This window comes from Gluconacetobacter azotocaptans (genome assembly GCF_014174355.1).
Lineage (GTDB): Bacteria > Pseudomonadota > Alphaproteobacteria > Acetobacterales > Acetobacteraceae > Gluconacetobacter > Gluconacetobacter azotocaptans.
This window is the reverse complement of record NZ_JABEQF010000009.1, coordinates 21,267-40,385: the sequence shown is the minus strand read 5'-3', so window position 1 is coordinate 40,385 and position 19,119 is coordinate 21,267. Positions and strand designations below refer to the sequence as shown.

The window sequence follows — 19,119 nt, the reverse complement described above, 5'->3', positions numbered from 1 at the left end:
TTCTGCAAGCAGCCGGCTTACGACACGAAATGGACACGGATTTATGGTCAGCATCCGACACAGCATGGGCGATCTTGCGGAAATCGCCCGCGAAAAGAATATCCGTTACTTCATGATTTCTTTTGTCGATCTTGCCGGCACGCAGCGCGCCAAGCTTGTTCCCGCCTCGGCCATAACCGGTGTCCAGAAAAATGGCGCAGGCTTCGCGGGTTTCGCGGCGTCCTTCATCATGTCGCCCGCCGATCCCGATCTGCTGGCCATTCCCGACCCGAATTCTCTGATTCAACTTCCGTGGAAACCCGAGGTCGGCTGGCTGGCCTCCGATCTTGTAATGCATGGCAAGCCCGTTTCACAGGGGCCACGCAATGCGCTCAAACGCCTGATCGCCCGCGCAATGGAACACGGGATCGATGTCAAAACCGGCGTGGAATGCGAATTCTTCCTTATTACTCCAGACGGTCAGGCTGTGTCTGACCCGTTCGACGCCTCGAACAAACCCTGTTATGATGCGTCCGCCCTTATGCGTCGCTACGATATTATCGCCGAACTGTCGGACGCCATGCAGACACTCGGTTGGGAGCCCTATCAGAGCGATCACGAGGACGCCAACGGCCAGTTCGAAATGAACTGGAAATATGCCGATATACTCCTCACTGCCGACCGCCATGTCTTCTTCAAGTTCATGGCGCGTTCGATCGCCGAACGGCATGGGCTGCGGGCAACGTTCATGCCTAAACCCTTCATGCATCTGACCGGTAGCGGTTGCCACGCCCACATCTCGCTGTGGAAAGACAACGAGAACGTCTGTGGTGATCCCGGCGACCGACTGGAACTTTCACCCACGGGCTACCATTTTGTGGGCGGCCTGATCCACAACGCGGATGCGCTGTGTGCCATGCTGAATCCTGTTGTCAATTCATACAAGCGAATCAATGCGCCCCGCACCGTATCCGGCGCGACCTGGTCCCCGAACACCGTGACTTATTCCGACGACAATCGCACCCATATGATCCGCGTACCGGGGGGGGGTCGTTTCGAGATCCGCCTGCCGGACGGTGCCGCCAACCCCTATCTGATGCAGGCCGCCATTCTTGCTGCCGGACTGGATGGCGTTGAACAGAAACGCGATCCCGGCGCCCCGCTCTTCGTCAATATGTATACCGACGGTCACAAGGTGACGGACGCCAAGCGTCTTCCATTGAATCTTCTGGACGCCCTGCGCGCTTTGGATAAATCGGACGCTCTGCGTGGCATGCTCGGCGACGGGTTGATTGATCCGTATCTGGCCCTCAAGACAGCCGAATGGAATACCCATTGTGGATATCTGTCAGAATGGGAACGCACCGTTACCCTCGATTGCTAGTGACCTGCCTCCGGAACTTTCCTTCCTTCTGAGTTAGAGTCTGGCCTTATTGAAGTGCTCCCCTTCTTTGGATCGCCCTGGGCTGGGACTTCCGGGGTTTCGGCTCAGGTGGCGGAAGGCGCCGATGAGCCTTTCATGAGCGATATCGGCGGCTTGTTGCCGATGGCGCTGTGGGGACGGACGGTATTGCAGTCCTTGCGCCATTCCTCCATTTTCAAGCGGGCGTCTTCAAGCGTCAGGAACCAGTGGGCGTCGAGGCATTCGCTGCGGAACTTGCCGTTGAAGGACTCGATGAAGGCGTTATCCGTTGGCTTGCCCGGCCGGGAGAAGTCCAGCTCAACACCGCGCTGATAGGCCCAAAGGTCAAGATCCCGGGAGATGAACTCCGATCCCTGGTCGACCCGGATCGTCTTCGGATAGCCGACTGATCGGCAGGCCCGCTCAAGTGCCGCCACGACGTCTTCTCCCCGGTAGCTGAACCTCGGATCGACCGCGGGCGAGAAGCGCGGGAAGGTGTCGATGACGGTCAGTATGCGGATCTTGCGGCCGGTCGCCAACTGGTCGTGAACAAAATCCATGGCCAAGATATCGTTGGAGTGCACGGCCTCTGTCCGGTCTTCGCGCAGCTTCGCCTTCACCCGCCGCTTCGGTGTCTTGTTGCGGATTCAGAGGTCCAACTCTTTGTAAAGGCGATAGATTCGCTTGGCATTCACGGACCATCCCTCCCGGCGCAGTAACACATGGACGCGCCGGTAGCCGTAGCGCACACGCGTCGCAGTGATCCCCTTGATCCTGGCCTTCAAGGCAGCCTGATCGCCGCGCTTCGACTTGTAGTGATAGAGCGAGGTATCGACCCGCAGGCAGGCACAGGCTCGCCTGATCGAGACTTTCCAATCCTCGCGGACCTCATCGACAAGACGGCGCCGGCGAGCAGGCTTCAGAGCTTTTTTGACAGGACATCCTGCATGGCCTTGTCGAGTGTCAGGTCGGCGACGATCTTCTTCAGCCGGTTGTTTTCGTCCTCGAACTGGCGCATGCGTTTGACCTCCGACGGCGTCATGCCGCCATAGCGATTGCGCCAGTTGTAAAAGGTCGCGTCGCTGATGCCTGCCTTGCAGCACACCTCCGCGACCGGCGTTCCTTCATCTGCCTGGCACAAAATGAACGCGATCTGCGCCTCGTAAAACTTCGACTTCTTCATGGAACTCTCCTTCTCCCGTCAACGGGATCATAATTGGAAAATTCCAGCTCAAAGTGATCCGAATATCGGGAAGCACGTCAGCTCGATAGTGCCTCCCAGAGCCGGTCGATTTCCGCCTGGTCGTCGCATTCGATCTCGCGGTCGACGCGGCCGTCGCTGGCGCGTGTTTGATCGGCCTAGTACGAGACGGCGCGCGGATGCGGTGTCAACGATAAGGACTGTGCCCTGATCGCGGGTGCCTTTGTCTATCAGGAGTTCAGAGCATGAGAAGGTAATATCGGCGACGATACAGCGCTATGCCGTTGGCTCCAGAACGATTCCTCCCAGCGCGCTGATACCGACCACCACCAGCGGGGGCGCCCGCCAGACTGTCAGTAGAACGAAACCGACGAGCACGATTCCGAAATCCCCCGCCGATTTGACCGCACTCGTCCAAACCGGCGTGTAAAGCGCGGCCCCCAACAGGCCGACGACCGCCGCGTTGACGCCACGCATGATCGCCTGAGCGATGGGTCGGCTGCGGAATGCGTCCCAGAAAGGCAACGCACCGATCAGGATCAGGACGCCCGGCAGAAAGATGCCGAGCAGACCCAGGGTAGCGCCGGGCACACCATGGAGCGATTGTTTGACGATCACGCCGAGATAAGCCGCAAACGTAAAGAGCGGCCCGGGAACCGCCTGTGCCGCGCCATAACCGGCGAGAAAGGAGCTGTCGCTCACCCAACCCGGGGTCACGAAGGCCTCGCGCAGCAATGGCAGTACCACATGGCCACCGCCGAACACGAGCGCACCCGACCGATAGAAGGCATCGAACAATGAAATTCCCTCTGGTGCTCCATGACGACGGAGAATGGAAGACCGACGAGCAATGCCAGAAAGAGGGCAAGCGCGATCACCCCTGCGCGGCGCGATACAGGCACTGTGACATGTCCGCTGGCCGACGGTGGAACAGCGCGACAAAACCACAGGCCGGCAACGCCCTCCACCGCAATGGCTGCGACCTGGGCAAACGGTGAGGTGGAAAACAGGACGATGAGCGCGGTCACCACCGCGATGGAAGCACGCGTCCGGTCCGGGCATAGCGTTCGTGCCATGCCCCACACGGCATGTGCTACGATTGCCACGGCGACGAGTTTCAATCCATGCAAAAGCCCGATGCCGCTTGGGCCGCCGAGCGCGCTCGCGCTATAGGCGAAGAGAACGAGTGCGAGCGCCGAGGGCAGAGTGAACCCGGTCCACGCGGCGAGGCCGCCGAGATAGCCCGCCCGCATGAGGCCAAGAGAAAATCCCACCTGGCTGCTCGCCGGCCCAGGCAAAAACTGGCATAGCGCGACGACATCCGCATAGGCATGCTCATCGAGCCATTGTCGCCGGACGACAAATTCGTCGCGAAAATACCCGATATGCGCAATCGGCCCACCGAAGCAGGTGACACCCAGTCTGAGGAAGATGAAAAGGACCTCGCGTAGCGAGCCTGTCCGCTGTCCATTTGGCTCCACGCCACGCGGCATGGTGGTCATCGGATCGTTTCCCTTGTCTTCCTGTTCGATATCTGGAAACCGCCCGTCACGCGTAGTCGAAGAGCGCCATGAACCCGAAATCCATGTGCAACTGCTGGTGACAATGAAAGAGCGTTGGCCCTGGATTGTCGGCGACGAAGTCGAATTCAAGTTCCTGAAATCCGCCCAGCATCACGACATCCTTGATCACGCCGCCAGTCGGCTTGCCGCCGATCCGGGTCAGTTCGAAGCTGTGTCGGTGCAGGTGCAGCGGGTGGATATCGTCGCTGGCGTTGCGGATTCTGAACCGGTAGCGTCGTCCCCGATGCAGCGTATAGCGCGGCCGCATCGTCTCCATCGAGAAAGCTTCTCCATTAAGAGTCCACTGGTTGAAGCCATTGAGGGCGGCGTTGTGCTTGACGATGGTCATCTCGATCGTCTCATCGGGCGCGATCGCAGACTGTGGCCTGCCGAACCGCGCATAATCCCAGCGCGCCGGTTTGGGCTCGATCCAGAGCGGCTTGCCGCTTTGCCGCTCATACGCAACGACGATACCCATTCCGCGCCGGCGGTCGTCGTCGGCCAGGTCTCCCATGACCCAGATGCCCGGGTGATCCATCCGGACGATAGCCGAGATCCGTTCTGCCGTGCCCAGCCACAGCACCGGTACTTCCGCCTGCATCGGCACCGGATTGCCATCGAGGGCCACGACCCTGAAAACATGGCCAGGTAGAGCAAGGCTTCGGATTTCACCGGCGCTGCCGTTCAGGACGTGGAACAGCACGCGCTCACCTTGCTTCACACGGATGGGTTCACCATGCCCCAGCATTTTTCCGTTGATCCCAAACGATTCGTAACCGACTTCGAAGCCCTTGGTCTTCTCCCTGGCCGCCGCGTCCGCGGCCTTGCCCATCTGCACAAGTTCGGCGACCGGATCGCCGGCCAGGGCGGCCATCGCCATGTCGCCGCCACGGCTGAAAGACGGTTCGAACTCCTTCAACACCAGGAATATCTCGCGATCATAGGCGCCGGGATTATCCTTTGGCTCGATATAGAGCGGCCCGACCTGACCGGTATATGTGCCGCGATTGAGATCGCCGCCCGCCGCGACATGCGTATGATAGAAGCGAAAGCCCGACGGCCTTGGCACAAAGGCGATCCGGCGCATGCCGTGCGGCGGTATAGTGGGTGTGCCTTCCTCCGCCGCGCCATCCACAGCACTCGGGATCATCTGCCCGTGCCAGTGCACCAGTTCCGGCGTATCGGTATCATTGAAGATATCGACGATGACCCGCGTGCCTTCGGTGAGGCGCAGCAGGGGGCCGGGAAACTGGCCGTTATAGAGCGTGGTTGAGATGATGCGATCGGGTGCAAGCTCCACGAGTCCCGTGGCGATACGCAGCGTATGATCGGAATTTTCGCCCGGGGCGGGACCCGCGCCCCAGGCCCAGCCTGGCACCGTGGCCGTCAGCGTGGTTGACCCAGCCAGCTTGAGAAGAGAGCGGCGACCCAGCGTCATGATGCTGCCAATCTTTCCATGGCGCCTTCCCAGCGTCGAACTCCGCCTTATGTCCACTACAAGCCGAAATGATCCCGATAGCGACGAAAACATGCGGCACCACATTCGAGCCGCATCAAGGCACCCTCGGCGATCGCCGTCGCGCGCCGCGGATCTTCCGCGACGAGTGGACCGATAATCTCCGTGTTCCACGTCGCGGAATGGCGCACATCCAGGACGGCGTGCAGGTCGAAATAATGCCGGTCATCCGGTCCCACGCCCAGTCGCTTCAGCCCGGCGGCGACCCTTGTCGCCCTGCCCGGCGCGGTCAACTCAATCACGCCCAGCGCGCCGATCGCGTGAAACGCCAGATGCCGGTGAGACGCCAGACCTGTCATGGTATTGGCGAGGGCTAGCGATTGCCACACCGTCGTCTCCGGCCGGGGCTGCAGGCCCAGAGCGTGGACCAGATGCTCCAGAATCAGCCCGTGCATGCCGGGTTCGCGGCCATGGCCCATCTCGTCCCAGTAATTCCGCGCCAGTTCAAGCTTGGGCCGCGTCGGCATACGCACCTGGACCAGGGCCGTCAGATCCTCGAAACCAGCCTCGCCCGCGGCTTCCTGTTCAAGGAACCAGCACATGGCCTCACGAGGCGCCTCATGTGCCAGCCAGGTGAAAAGCCTGTCCCCCTGACCGGGGCCGGTCCGCTCCAGTTCCTCGAACCATAACACGAATGCCACCGGGTCCGCCGGCGCACGCGCGGCGGCCGGCGCGACCCGTGCGCGCATCGCGTGCAGAAAGCGCGCCTCGTTCTCCAGCAGGGGGCCGAGGTCCGGTCCGACGCTATCATCGTCCTCGGGCAGGCACGGCGTCAGACGCACATGATTCAGCCTCGCAAGATCCAGATGGAGGCTCCGTTGCGTGTGCTCCACGGCACGTCCCGACAGGCTGTCGTTCATCGGCGCTCTCTCCTACCTTCGTCGTGTCACCGTCAGGCAGATCACCGCGATACGCTCGGCGACGGACAGGGGGCCGTCCTCCAGTTCCTCCCCGAACACATCCGGATCGAGTTCGATGGCCTTCCAGACGAAATCCGCATTCCTCAGCAGCGACGCTACCTCCTGCAGAAATGGATTGTCTCCACCGATGATCGCGGTCCCCGTGTAAAGGAGTAACGTCCCCCCGGGCGCGAGCCGCTCCATGGCAGTCCTGACGATCGCCAATGACAGCCCCTCTCCCAGCCGGCCGCCACCGTTTCGGTAGAGCCGGCGTCGAGGATCGGGCAGATAGGGCGGGTTGGACACGATCAGATCGACTGCCCCCGAAACATCCGAAAGAAGATCGCTCTGCCGCGCCAGAATGCCGTCGACGCCGGCCAGTTCGGCATTGACGCGCGCCAGCCGCAGCGCAGCCTCGTTGATGTCGACCATCACGGTTTCGGTTGTCGGGTCATGCTGCGCGATCAGGATCGCGCCCAGTCCCGTGCCACAACCGATATCGACCGCCCGCGCGGTCGGTGGAACATCACGAAGAAAGGCCGTCAGCACGGCCGCAAACCGATAGCTGTCGGGACCGAAGAACACGGCGTCCGCCGCCTCGGTCGGAAAGGATGAGTGAAAGAAGCTGTTGTGCCCCAGCGTCGAGAACCGGAAACAACTGCGCCAGGCCCCACTGTCCGCGACCAGCATGCCCGCCGCCATCGCCTGTTCGAAGAGCGGTGCGGGCAGCACATCCCGCCGGAACGGCCGGCTCCAGCCAAAGATATCGACAAGATTTCCAGCCCACTCGTTGCCCGGCCGTGCGTTCACACGGCGCTGGGTTTCGGGCGTTGGACAAACAAACCTGTATCCCGCCCGCAACAGCGTGATCCCCACCTGTCGCATTGCCTGATCCGGGTTCGAGGTGCAGGAGATACGCTGTTCCATGATGAGGTCACAACGCAGCATAATGGGCGCTTGTTCCTGCCGTCCCGCCGGTCCGCCCAGCTTCGGTGCCATAGAACGGCTGCCGAAGCCGATATTATGCATACCCCTCATCATGCAGTGGCTGTGGCTGGGACTTCGTTACCGCAGCCTGACGCTACCATCGGTCGTCAATCCGGCGATCGAGACCGGAGGACTGGCGGGGGAATCCAAACATGCCTGTCTGGCCCGGATCAGCCCGGAATATTCGCCATGGGTCGCTCGGACCCTTCTCATCTCCCCCGATGACGTCCGTGGGGTGGGCTCCATCGCGGGCACATTGGGCTTCCCGCTGATCGCCAAACCCGACATTGGCTGGTGCGGCTATGGCGTCAGGCGGATCAACACTGCTGGTAAGCTGGCACAATACATCGCCGCCTTTCCATCCCGCGCCGGTTTCCTGTTGCAGGAATTTGTTCCCGGACCCTACGAAGCCGGCCTCTTCTACATGCGCAGGCCCACCGAAGCCCACGGCCGCCTTATCGGACTTGCGGTTCGTCATTCGCCGCAGGTCATCGGCGACGGCGTTCGCTCCATTGCCGAGTTGATCATCGCAAATCCACGGCTCTTTCCCTTGATGACGCACTACAGGACGGCTCTACCCGTCGGCCGCCTGGAACAAACCCCGGCATGCGGTGAAAGTGTCATCCTCGGCACGGTCGCTTCCCTGCGGGTCGGGGGGCGCTATGAAAACGCCATGAGGCTGAACACCCCCAACCTTGAGGACGCCGTCGACGCCATTGCCCGGTCGATGAACGGCTTTTATTTCGGTCGCCTTGACGTGCGGTTCAGCAGCGAAGACGCCCTGCGACGGGGACAATTCCAGATCATCGAGGTCAACGGTGCCGGATCGGAAGCCATTCAGTTCTGGGACCCGACACTGAGCCTGCCGGAGGCATATCGCGGCGTCTTCGCCAAGCAGAAGACATTGTTCGCGCTGGCCGCCGAGATGCGGGCCACCGGCCGGATCCCGATCGGCGCGGCGGCTCTTTTCCGCGCGTGGTGGCGACAGTTGCGATTGATGCGGCGCTATCCCCCGTCGAATTAGACCCCACATCTACCTGGTTCAAGTGTGTGAAGGGACAGCTTGGCAGAGTAGACTGGGCCAAAGCCGGTCACCCCAAGCGACCCGGTTACCCTACGCTGCAAGCGCCAAGCCAATAGGCTGCTAGACAGCCTTTCAGCGGCTGCTTCGGCAACGCCTTCTTTTATCTGCTGCATATCTGCTGCCCCTGACCCACTCAGGTTCGGGCCGCCCGCCCAAGGGCCATCCGGTTGAGCACATTGTCACGAAGGATGAAACGGTGAACCAGCGCTGTACTCGCATGACCGGCAGCGAGGCCGATAACGAGAGCCGGGCACTCCAGTCGTGAAGTCGCTCAAGAGTGGCGACTGCACCGTGCGAAAAAGCCTGAAACGGCGACGGGATCAGGAGGCCCAAAAGACTCATTTCCTGACCAGCCCCCGAAGGTGGCACTGGCACCGTGGGCCGTTTCGCTGACCTCCCTGATCTGTCTCGCTGTCCTTGGCGTTGTGGGCGCCCGTGCGGGAGGTGCCCGGCCTCTGCGCGCGGCGATCCGTGTCACATTCTGGGGCGTTGTCGCCATGATAGTGACGGTAATAATCGGGAAACTATTCGGCGCTCAGGTGTAGCCGATCACCGTCCGATATGACCGGAAATGCGATACTGAAGAAACGACAACGACCAGCGACGCTCTGGACTGCACCACACCTGCCCCTCGGACCACAGGGACAGGTCACGTCGGATCGGGCAACTTCAGAAATTCCAGGTGCATCGCGGGCATCGGCGTGTCAAGCGACATCGGAACTCCCTTCGCATTGCGGAGATCAACTGATTGCGGGCAACCAGAAGGCGAGCGCCAACAGCACGACCAGAAGCACCGGTGGGGTGATGACCAGTCCGACCTTCATGTATTGGCCCCAGGTGATGCGGTAGTTCTTGCCGGCCAGCACGTGCAGCCACAGCAGGGTCGCCAAGCTGCCGATCGGCGTGAATTTCGGCCCCAGATCGCAGCCGATGACGTTGGCATAGACCATCAGGTCGCGCGTGAGCGGCGCGATGTCCTGCGCCTGCTGGATCGACAGCGCGCCGACAAGCACGCTGGGCATGTTGTTCAGCACCGACGACAGCAGGGCCGCCAGGAAGCCCGTCCCCACCGTGGCGACAATCGTGCCCCGATGGCCAAGCCAGACCAGCGCGTCCGCCACATGATTGGTCAGGCCGGCGTTTTTGAGCCCGTAGACCACCAGATACATGCCCAGGCTGAAGATGACGATCTGCCACGGTGCGCCATGCAGCACCTTGCGCACCCGAATGACCGGACTTTTCACCGCGAGAGCGAACAGAATCGAGGCGGCGATGCCGGCGACGGTTGCGACCGGGAGATGGAACGGCGCGGTCAGGAAATAGGCGAGCAGCAGCGCCACCAGCAGCGGGAACGCCGCCCGGAACACCAGCGGGTCACGGATGGCGCTCGCGGGCTCGGGCAAAGTTGCGACGGGATACGAGGCCGGCACGTCGCGCCGGTAATACAGCCCCAGCACGCCCAATGTCGCGGCCAGCGAGACCAGATCCACCGGCACCATCACGACGGCATAGCGGTCGAACGGCACCGCGAAGAAATTCGCGCTGACGATGTTCACCAGGTTGGAAATCACCAGCGGAAGACTGGTGGTATCGGCGACGAATCCCGTCGCGATCACGAATGCCAGCGCCGCCGTATGGGACAAACGCAGTTGCGCCAGGATCGCGATCACGATCGGCGTCAGCAGCAGAGCCGCCCCATCATTGGCAAAGATCGCGGCGATTGCCGCCCCCAGCACGACGATCAGCGGGAATAATACATGCGCTTTCCCCCGCCCCCAACGGGCGACATACAGTGCAGCCCAGTGGAAAAACCCCGCCTCATCCAACAGGAGCGAGATGATGATCAGGGCGATGAAGGTGAAGGTGGCGTCCCAGACGATGTGCCAGACGACCGGGATATCGTGCCAGTGGATGACACCGGTTGCCAGGGCAACGGCAGCACCGGCCAAGGCACTCCAGCCGATCCCTAATCCCTTGGGCTGCCATATGACGAAGACGAGGGTGACGACGAAAATGACAAGAGCGAGCATCAGACGACCTGCTTGCCGCTCTGGTCGATAACCTGTTCGCCGTCCTCCTTCGCGAAAGCGCCTTTCTGCTGTTTCGGAAGGATGTCGAGGACGGTTTCAGACGGACGGCAGAGTTTGACACCCAACGGGGTCACGACGATCGGACGGTTGATCAGAATCGGGTGCGCCATCATGGCGTCGATCAACTGGTCGTCGGTCAGGGCCGGATTATCGAGACCCAGTTCCTCATAGGGTGTACCCTTGCTCCGCAGCAGGTCGCGCGCCGGCCTCCCCATGCGCGCGATCAGGCTGACCAGTTCGTCGCGCGACGGTGGGGTCTTCAGATATTCGATGATCGTGGGTTCGATCCCGGCGTTTCGAATCATCGCGAGTGTGTTGCGTGACGTGCCGCAGGCGGGATTGTGGTAGATCGTGACGGTCATGACGACACCTTTTCTACCGGGCAGCAGGGAACGAGTTCAGCGATGAGCGGCGCGCACAGATCGATGCGCCCTTCGCAGCAATCCTTGACCAGAAAGAGAACCAGCGCGCGAAGCGCTGAGAGATCGGCGCGATAGATGATCAAACGGCTCTGCCGGGTCGCGTGGACCAGACCGGAGCGCGCGAGGATCGCCAGATGTGTGGACAGCGTGTTCTGTGGCACGCCCACCCGGCGCGCGACCTCGCCGGCCGGTAGCCCTTCCGGCTCATGACGCACCAGCAGCCGAAAGGCATCGAGGCGGCTAGAATGAGCCAGAGCGCTCAGCGCCTGGAGGGCTGCTTCGTTTTCCATATATCCACATATTCCGATATGTGGACTAGAATCAAGGGAGATCTCGAATTCATCAATGTGGATTGAAATTTGCCTGAGGATGCGTCTCGCCGGGATCTCGGGAAAATTTACCTTGCTCCGACACATCACGCAGAAGTGAGAACCGACAATTTTACGCCTGAATACCTTTCCGTGTGTTTCCTATGTGTTTCCTGAGCGGAATTTTGGGCAACAAAAAACCCGCCGGTGAGGGCGGGTTTTAATGTGTGATATCAATCACTTGAACCATGGTTGCGGGGGCACGCAAGCACCGATGCCCACATTCACTTCAGACAGCAATATAATTACGGCATATCAGCAGTTTAGGGCGTGTCGTCAGTTAAGTCCGATGATAGCGGAGATAAGTTGCACAGCCGCGAGGAAGGTAGGCACGAGGAAAGCTGACTGATTGCCGACAGACATCTTCGGGTCTGTTTTGCCAAGAGAGCAGATATTACGGCCTTAGCTCCCAGCGATATCGCTCAATCCTAGCCAATTGCCACGGCGGCGTTTCGCATTAAATCTTTGGTTGCGTCAGACTATCTCGTGATGGCATGCAAGCTGCTTAATCGAGCGCGTTGAGGTCCCAATCACGCCACTGAAAATGGCTAGTTGCGCGAAGGTTTTTACGTATAAGGTCTGAAATATCGCATGATTTCGTCAGTCAAAAATATATCACAAGCGGATTTGGTGCGAACTAGTAGAGATGGTGACCAATTTCATTATCTCCGCGCAGCACGTTTATGCCTTGAGATTTTACGGTTCGGAACCTCTCTCGTAGCAATTACTATAGAGGGAACATCGCCTGACGAGGAAATCACCGATGGACTCAATGTTATTGATCTCGCGCTTTATCATGGAAGCACGGCCCCAGGCTCAGCATCCCAAATCGCCTATCGCCAGTTCAAACATTCGACGCTGCATGCTGCTGAGGAATGGACAGATAGCGGGTTTAAGAAGACTCTCAAAGGTTTTGCGGCACGCTACGAAAAGTTAGTAGAATCCTATGGAGCTGAGGATGTTGGCAAGCGCTTTAGTTTCGAATTCGAGACAAATCGGCCGATAGCTGCGACGGTATTTGAGGCCCTTTCCGATCTAGCGGAGGGTCAAGAAAGTAAGCGTTCAGCGTATTTTCGGCGGGAGTTGCCCCTAACGGGATCGGCCCTTCAGAACTTCGCAAAGCTTGTGCACCTCATGCCGAGCGTTCCCGATTATCTTACGCAGCGCTCGCTGCTGGAACAGGGCCTTGGAACATACCTCCCAGACAGCGACAAGGATGCGCCGCTCAAACTCAAAGACTTGGTGACTCGGAAGGCTACGACAGAATTTGAACGTAATCCGCAAATCAGACGCCAAGACGTTCTGGATGCCATAGACGCACGAGAACATAGCCTTTTCCCCGCCCCTTCGCTTATAGAGATCCCTCAGCAAATCGTAGCGCGAGAGCAACTGCCTTCGATCGCGGCAGCAATCATCGCTTCCGCTGATCCGATAATCATCCAAGCCGAAGGAGGCGTAGGCAAGTCCGTCACGGCCACAACGCTCGCCAGACAACTACCGTCCGGCAGCTTCGGCTTCGTATATGACTGCTTTGGGAATGGCGGCTACAGGAGCGCTAGTGAGTATCGCCACAGGCCCCAAGATGGCCTAGTACAGCTAGTCAACGAGATGGCGTCCGCAGGGCTGTGTGACCCGCTCCTACCGTCCAATAAGGCTGATGATAGCGCTTATGTGCGTGCGTTCTTAAGCCGCGTTCGCCAAGCCGCTGACCAACTGACCAAGAGCGGCGACGGATTGCTCCTCATCGTCATTGATGCTGCTGATAACGCGGAAACTGCTTCTCAGGAGGCTTCTGACGGGCCGAGCTTTCCGCGCCTGCTATTACGCGAAAAATTGCCTGCCAACGTCCGCTTGGTGCTCACTGCGCGTCCCTATAGGGTGGGAAGCCTCGCGCCGCCCCCCGAGGTGAAGCTGACAACCTTGCAGCCGTTTTCAGAGTCAGAAACCGCAGCAAAATTACGTGCCCATTTTTCTGATGTAGCGCCTGCTGATGTGCGGGAATTCCATCGCCTAACCTCCCACAACCCTCGAGTACAAAGCGCCGCGCTAGCCGTAGGAGATACAGTCCAAGAGGTTCTAGCCCAGCTCGGGCCAACCCCTCGTACGGTAGAAGACACCATCAAGGAATTGCTTGAGAAGGCAATAGCAAAAGCGCGGGACGTTTCTGCATATGAGCAGCAGCAAATCGACCTTGTCTGTACCGCACTAGCGACATTGCGACCATTTGTACCGCTCGAAATCGTTGCAGCCACGGCAGGCGTCGGCGTTGAGCTTGTCCGCAGCATTGCGAACGATTTGCAACGACCTTTGATCGTTCGTGAAGATGCGGTTCAGTTTAGGGATGAGCCAACTGAAACTTGGTTCAGGCAGCGCTTCCGACCATCTGGAACTGAACTGAATGCCTTCATTTCCAGACTAAAGCCCCTCGCGGTTGAGAGTGCTTACGTAGCCGCTGTCCTTCCTGCTTTGATGTTGGAAGCGGGTCTGTTTGACGAACTCGTCGCGCTGGCGCTTACCAGTGAGGCACTTCCTCAGGGAAGCGCAATCGCGAAACGAGATGTCGAACTTCAACGATTGCAATTTGCTCTCAAGGCAGCCCTAAGAAGCAAGCGCTATTTCGAAGCCATCAAGTTGGCGATGAAAGCTGGTGGCGAAGCAGCGACGGACGAACGTCAGCAAAACCTGTTAAACCAGAATACCGATCTCGCGGCCCGCTTCCTCGAGCCCAATCAAATCCTTGAACAGGTCTCGCGACGGCTGATCACTGGCGGCTCATGGACGGGGTCCGAGCATGCCTACGAAGCCGCCTTGCTGTCGAGTAGCCCGCAACTCGTTGGAGATGCTCGCTCCCGCCTTAGGTTCGCTTACGAGTGGGTGGGGCATTGGAGCCGCTCGCGAAAGAGCCAAGAGGAAGATCATTTCGACCGGACCTCGATAGACGACGAAGACATCGCGGCATTGCAGCTTGCCGAGCTAAACCTTCACGGCGCTGCCATATGCGCCCAGCAGTTGAGACGATGGACGCCGAGAGAGGTATCCTTTCGCGTTGGGCGGCTTCTAGCTCGTAGGCTGGTCGATGCAGGCAGGTTCACGGAACTTGACGAACTAGCGCATGAAGCCGGCAATGATTTGGGCCTCATCCTAGCAATAACCATGGAGCTTGGTGGGATTGGTCGCGTCCCGCCCCGAGAAGCAGTTCAACGAGCAGCGGCCTTACTCGCGAGCAAACACGTAAAAATAGATGCCCCGAACGATTGGCGTGGAGAGGACACGCGCTTGATTGCGGTTTCTGAGTTGGTCGCTGCGGCTACCAAGCTTCGCATCGCCCCTAGACGAGACCTAGCAAGGGTTCTTGATCGGTATATACCAAAGGAAGCCCCCAGAGGATTAGCTACGCGCTTTCCACACGAACATGATCGGCGCCTTGCTTATCTCCGGGCTTACTCGCTGAGGGCGAAACTGCGTGGAAGGTCGGTGCACCTCACCGAACCCGCAGAGCCGGAAATTAAGAAGGCGCTAAAGAGCAAGCATGGTGGTTACGGCTCTGACGCTGAAAGATATAAGCGTGATATTGGCGTATTATTGCCATGGCATGATCTGTGGGCAGGGGGGCTACTTAAAAAGATTATTCCCATCGACCTTTCTGCGGCCATAGATCAGGCCCGTGATCGAGCCAATCAGGCTGAGGCTCGATCTTACGAAGAGTATTCGGCAACCGGAGACGAGATTGCGCACATCTGGAGCCAAATTCTCGTTGCTGTAGCTGCCCCAGAAGCAGAATGGCTGAAACTCGACGCCTGGCGCAAAGAGCTCAAGCACCCGCTCTTCACCCCTACGCTCACCGCAATTGCGAGGCGCGCGGCTTTTTTAGGCCAACATGGCTTTGCTCTGGACATCGCTGCAGAGGCCCACAAGCTCAGCGCGGGCGAGCGAGACGAAGCAGATAGCAAGGCCGATGGCCTAATTTCGGTCTGCCGCGCCGTGCTGACATCAAGCGAAGCAGAAGCCGGACAATATTTCAATGAGGCTATCGTTGTGGCGAGCCGCATTGGCTCCGAAAACCTCCATCGCTGGGAGGCCATTCTCCATCTCGCAAGTGCCAGCGCGGCGGCACCGATGGATGATCCAGAAACAGCTTACCGGTTCGCGCGAGCCGCTGAACTCACATATGAATACGTTGCACGGGATAGACACTTTCCTTGGGACCACACCGTCGAGGCCCTAACAGGGCTTTCCCACCGATCCGGTCCAGCGATTATAAGTCGTTGGCTGGATAGACATTTTGGAAATGAATTTCGCATTCTTCCAGAGCTTGTCGAAGCCTTGCGAGATGGTGGACACCTAGACCCGATTGCCTCGCTTTGTTTGCTGCCGATGAGAGGTTGGTGGAACTTACTTACAGTTCTCAAAGCCGCACTCAATGGCGCGGACGGTAAAACCGAGCGAACTTCGATAGCTACAGCGTTTCTCCGCTATGCACGCTTTAAAGGAGGAAGCGCCTCAGATTGGCGGGAAATAGGAAAAATTCTGGACGCATTGGAATTTCCTTCGGCCATCGCGCATGAAATGATCGAGGCGGCCTCTCGCTCTGAAGAACGGGAGCAACGAAGCAAGACAACCTACTATTCAACAGAAACGGAGGCAATCGACTGGGACACGGTCTTCAATGAAACCGATCTACTCGATCCCGTGAGCATGAATGACGCCCTCGCTCGATACAAGAAGTTGGAGGGAGGGTTTTATCCAAGTCGGTTTTATGAAGCCGCAATCGATAGGCTGAAGGCAGGCTCAGAAGCCAATTTCCTTGAGTCACTAGCTCGCTCCGGGACAGTCGAGCGCTATGAGCTTAGGGGCCTTCTGGATGCAATTCCAACGACCTGGGAGTCCCGTGTCTCTGTTGCCCCAGCTATTCAGGCACTTGTTAAGCAGGTATATCGCTTGGAGTGTTTCAGCATCACTGCGAGCCGCTACTACCAGTCTCTTCCGCATAAACTTGCTAGCGAAGCAAGCGGCCTCACCGTGCGGGAGCTTTTAGCAGAAGCCGTCGATGCGATTGGTCAGACAACGGTGCCTTCGGGAGCAGACGACCTATTCCAACTTGTAGGGGTACTCGCAACATTCCTGTCAGTTGAACAGGCAAGAGAAGCTCTTAGCTACGCACTCAACCTGTTAGAGCCACTACATGAAGCATCGGATGGGGACGGTCCTTGGTCGATTGACCTCGTCCCTCCATCAACCGTCGAGGCTTCGATAGCTGGCTACCTTTGGGCGGCGCTTGGGTCGCCGGCAGCAGAAAGAAGATGGAACGCAGCTCACTCTATACGAATGCTGGCGTCGCTCGACCGCACTGTCGTCATTGACCATCTAATGAAGTTTGCAAGCCAGAGATCGGCCGGGCCATTTGCCGACGTAGAACTCCGCTTCTATGATCTTCATGCCGTACAGTGGTTTGCGATCAGCCTTGCAAGAGCAGCTCAGGAAAGTCCGGCGACCATCGCTCGCTGCAAGACTTACCTTCTGAACCAAACGTCCCCAAACAATCAGCACGTACTAACCCGCTCGTTTGCCGCCGAGGCACTGTTGACCCTGCATCAAAGCGAAGCAATCTTGCTAGAGCAGGAACAAGTCGATGCGCTGTCAGCAATCAACAAATCCAAGCTTCCTGTTGTCGACTCCAAGAGCTTTGGCAGAGCGCGCAAGGGGCGCCCAACAGAAAGAAAATGGGATGACTCTCGCTTTCATTTTGGTCTCGATTTTCCGAAATATTTCCTGAGCCCGTTGGGCAATGCCTTTGCAATCTCTGATGCAGAGATGGAAATTGAAGCAGAAAAAATAATCAGAGACGATTGGGGACTCGCGGACAACGGTCGTTACGATAAGGATGTCCGCGCCACGCGAAAATATTTCAGAGACAATGATAGGCGTATGCGAGGAGAGGCTAGCGCCGTCGATGACCTTCAATTTTATCTATCTTATCACGCGACAATGACGTTGGCAGGGAAGCTTCTCGACGAGCATCCGTTACATGAAAACCTCCAAGAGCCAGACGATGATTGGCGCACGTTCCGGCGCTGGTTGCGCTCGCAAGGCCTTACCCGAAGCGATGGACTTTGGTTGGCGGATCGTCGCGATGTTTCTCCCAAAGAATGCGTTTCCTTATCGGCGACGAAGGACGAAGATTGGCCATCGTCGTTGGACGATGAGCGAGTGGATAGGTTTTCCCTTCTCCCTGATGCGAGAGTTGTCGCGTCAGGGCGATGGACGGCCTACGCAAGCAGGCGGCGGCAGGAGATATCGGTCAGAAGTGCTTTCGTCTCAAAGGAAACTGCTCCAGCCCTGGTCCGCGCGTTGCAGAACAGTGAAGACCGATATTTCCACCGACTTCCCTATTCCGATGAGGAAGACGGCGAGCTTTCGAAAGGAAACTACCTTCTCAAAGGATGGGTTTCTGAGTTTGGTCGTGACGAAGAGGGGCTCGATAAATTCGACGCTTGGGCGGCCAACGTCGGGCATCGCACACTTGCTCCATCTCAAAACATTGTCGCTCAGATGGGCTTGGAACCCGACGCAACAGACAGAACTTGGCAGATGAATGGCACGGCAGCTTTCTCTTCCGAAATTTGGAGCGAGGGATCGCCTGATGAAGATGGACAACACAGTCACGGGCGACGATTGCTAATTCACCCTCCTCTCATTGATGGCCTTCTCAAAAAGACCGGCATGAGCCTCATTGTTGAGGTAAGAGCAGAACGGCAGATGGCCTATTCGCGATATGACCGTTGGAAAGAAAGAGAAGGGCGCGATGCCAGATCAACCACGCAAATCATCCTCTTCGAAGAAGACAAAGAACCCGTCAGCGTGCGATCCGATCCTAAACCTAGGCCGCAAGCTCGTCGCCGCTCTAAAGGCCGACGATGACGATCTCCTATCAAACTGGATGGCGCACCACATCGCGGAGCTAATAACTGACTGCGAAACGGTAGATGCTGCCGCAAGCAACGCTGCAAAAGAAAGATGCACCACTGCCATTCTTGACCTCTGGGCGCATCGGGCTTCGCTGACAAGCACCTCGAAGCCATTTCAGGAGCTTGCTCCGATCCTTGAAACGTTACGAACACTCAACCCTGAGGGTGAAAATCTCTTCTACCGCCGCATGATCCCGAACACCGTAGGGAAAGCGAATGAGGAAACGAAGAGGTGGTTGAACTTCGCAGAAAATTGCGATGTCATCGCGCGGATGTTGATAAATATAGGGATCGACAAAGCCTCTGAGCATGCTGGTGACGATGCTTTAGAGTGGGCAGATGCGGCCTCCAAAGCCGGATTAGGGTTAGATTTCGATGTTCAGATCAGCGATTTTCTGGACAGCCGATTGAATGAAAGCATGCAGGGTAAGGAACGGCAAGTTCGAGACTTGAAGCGACGTGTCGAAAAGCTGGAGGCTTTTTTAGACTTGGCCTCTGCGCTCCGCACAGATTTGCAGAAGGAGATAGAAGGCCTGGAGAGCACGGATGATACGTGAACACGCTGAAACTCCGCAACTCGGACATCGTGGCCATCCGCTACATATCGTGAACGGATGACGGGTTCCGGGGTATACGCTTCAAAC

12 protein-coding genes and 2 pseudogenes are annotated in these 19,119 nt (G+C 58.3%); 5 read left to right on the top strand and 9 right to left on the bottom strand.

From position 1 onward, the window contains the following. Positions 1 to 64 precede the first annotated feature (64 nt). Positions 65 to 1,363, top strand: a complete 1,299-nt coding sequence (glnT, locus tag HLH34_RS12560) for a type III glutamate--ammonia ligase (RefSeq protein WP_183119928.1) — start codon at positions 65 to 67, stop codon at positions 1,361 to 1,363. 104 nt (positions 1,364 to 1,467) lie between these two features. On the opposite strand, the pseudogene HLH34_RS12555 reads toward glnT, so the two are convergent. The 6 genes and pseudogenes from HLH34_RS12555 to HLH34_RS12535 all read right to left on the bottom strand — a co-directional run bounded on the left by HLH34_RS12555 (position 1,468) and on the right by HLH34_RS12535 (position 7,588). Next, positions 1,468 to 2,564: pseudogene (locus tag HLH34_RS12555) on the bottom strand (IS3 family transposase). A gap of 294 nt (positions 2,565 to 2,858) precedes the next feature. Beyond that, complete coding sequence (locus tag HLH34_RS19875) at positions 2,859 to 3,329, bottom strand: chromate transporter (protein ID WP_264784347.1); 471 nt, start codon at positions 3,327 to 3,329, stop codon at positions 2,859 to 2,861. Beyond that, a complete protein-coding gene (gene chrA, locus HLH34_RS19870; RefSeq protein WP_240161402.1) occupies positions 3,296 to 4,084 on the bottom strand; it encodes a chromate efflux transporter in 789 nt (262 codons plus the stop codon). Before chrA ends, HLH34_RS19875 begins: the two co-directional genes overlap by 34 nt. 46 nt (positions 4,085 to 4,130) lie before the next feature. Further along, positions 4,131 to 5,582 (bottom strand): multicopper oxidase family protein, encoded by a 1,452-nt coding sequence (locus HLH34_RS12545; RefSeq protein WP_183119927.1) that lies wholly within the window; start codon positions 5,580 to 5,582, stop codon positions 4,131 to 4,133. A 56-nt stretch (positions 5,583 to 5,638) separates the two neighbouring features. Next, a complete protein-coding gene (locus HLH34_RS12540) occupies positions 5,639 to 6,520 on the bottom strand; it encodes an iron-containing redox enzyme family protein (protein ID WP_183119926.1) in 882 nt (293 codons plus the stop codon). A 12-nt stretch (positions 6,521 to 6,532) separates the two neighbouring features. Further along, positions 6,533 to 7,588: a methyltransferase gene (locus HLH34_RS12535; protein ID WP_244959920.1), complete on the bottom strand. Its 1,056-nt coding sequence runs from the start codon at positions 7,586 to 7,588 to the stop codon at positions 6,533 to 6,535. A 10-nt stretch (positions 7,589 to 7,598) separates the two neighbouring features. On the opposite strand from HLH34_RS12535, the gene HLH34_RS12530 reads away from it, so the two are divergent. Continuing rightward, positions 7,599 to 8,570 carry an ATP-grasp domain-containing protein gene (locus HLH34_RS12530; RefSeq protein WP_240161404.1) on the top strand — a complete coding sequence of 324 codons (972 nt, stop codon included), beginning with the start codon at positions 7,599 to 7,601 and terminating at the stop codon, positions 8,568 to 8,570. A 425-nt stretch (positions 8,571 to 8,995) separates the two neighbouring features. After that, positions 8,996 to 9,175 (top strand): annotated as a pseudogene (locus tag HLH34_RS19450) (VIT1/CCC1 transporter family protein); the annotation flags it as partial. A gap of 195 nt (positions 9,176 to 9,370) precedes the next feature. On the opposite strand, the gene HLH34_RS12520 reads toward HLH34_RS19450, so the two are convergent. The 3 genes from HLH34_RS12520 to HLH34_RS12510 are packed head-to-tail and all read right to left on the bottom strand — an operon-like array spanning position 9,371 to position 11,432. Next, complete coding sequence (locus HLH34_RS12520) at positions 9,371 to 10,660, bottom strand: arsenic transporter (protein ID WP_275690667.1); 1,290 nt, start codon at positions 10,658 to 10,660, stop codon at positions 9,371 to 9,373. Then, positions 10,660 to 11,082 (bottom strand): arsenate reductase (glutaredoxin), encoded by a 423-nt coding sequence (gene arsC, locus HLH34_RS12515; protein ID WP_183119924.1) that lies wholly within the window; start codon positions 11,080 to 11,082, stop codon positions 10,660 to 10,662. The genes HLH34_RS12520 and arsC overlap by 1 nt, the downstream gene beginning before the upstream one ends. Beyond that, positions 11,079 to 11,432, bottom strand: a complete 354-nt coding sequence (locus HLH34_RS12510; RefSeq protein WP_183119923.1) for an ArsR/SmtB family transcription factor — start codon at positions 11,430 to 11,432, stop codon at positions 11,079 to 11,081. The genes arsC and HLH34_RS12510 overlap by 4 nt, the downstream gene beginning before the upstream one ends. Positions 11,433 to 12,101: 669 nt before the next feature. Here HLH34_RS12510 and avs3a point away from each other — a divergent pair. Beyond that, positions 12,102 to 18,428, top strand: coding sequence for an AVAST type 3 anti-phage nuclease/ATPase Avs3a (gene avs3a / locus HLH34_RS12505; RefSeq protein ID WP_183119922.1), 6,327 nt, complete (start codon positions 12,102 to 12,104; stop codon positions 18,426 to 18,428). 19 nt (positions 18,429 to 18,447) lie between these two features. Next, the gene (locus tag HLH34_RS12500; protein WP_183119921.1) at positions 18,448 to 19,032 is read left to right on the top strand and encodes a hypothetical protein; all 585 of its coding nucleotides are present in this window, start codon (positions 18,448 to 18,450) and stop codon (positions 19,030 to 19,032) included. The last annotated feature ends 87 nt before the right edge of the window (positions 19,033 to 19,119 follow it).

Coding starts and splice junctions, on each gene's coding strand:
- glnT (WP_183119928.1), top strand. CDS start 65: ATGGGCGATCTTGCGGAAATCGCCCGCGAAAAGAATATCCGTTACTTC.
- chrA (WP_240161402.1), bottom strand. CDS start 4,084: ATGACCACCATGCCGCGTGGCGTGGAGCCAAATGGACAGCGGACAGGC.
- HLH34_RS12545 (WP_183119927.1), bottom strand. CDS start 5,582: ATGACGCTGGGTCGCCGCTCTCTTCTCAAGCTGGCTGGGTCAACCACG.
- HLH34_RS12540 (WP_183119926.1), bottom strand. CDS start 6,520: ATGAACGACAGCCTGTCGGGACGTGCCGTGGAGCACACGCAACGGAGC.
- HLH34_RS12535 (WP_244959920.1), bottom strand. CDS start 7,588: ATGCATAATATCGGCTTCGGCAGCCGTTCTATGGCACCGAAGCTGGGC.
- HLH34_RS12530 (WP_240161404.1), top strand. CDS start 7,599: ATGCAGTGGCTGTGGCTGGGACTTCGTTACCGCAGCCTGACGCTACCA.
- HLH34_RS12520 (WP_275690667.1), bottom strand. CDS start 10,660: ATGCTCGCTCTTGTCATTTTCGTCGTCACCCTCGTCTTCGTCATATGG.
- arsC (WP_183119924.1), bottom strand. CDS start 11,082: ATGACCGTCACGATCTACCACAATCCCGCCTGCGGCACGTCACGCAAC.
- HLH34_RS12510 (WP_183119923.1), bottom strand. CDS start 11,432: ATGGAAAACGAAGCAGCCCTCCAGGCGCTGAGCGCTCTGGCTCATTCT.
- avs3a (WP_183119922.1), top strand. CDS start 12,102: ATGATTTCGTCAGTCAAAAATATATCACAAGCGGATTTGGTGCGAACT.
- HLH34_RS12500 (WP_183119921.1), top strand. CDS start 18,448: ATGGCGCACCACATCGCGGAGCTAATAACTGACTGCGAAACGGTAGAT.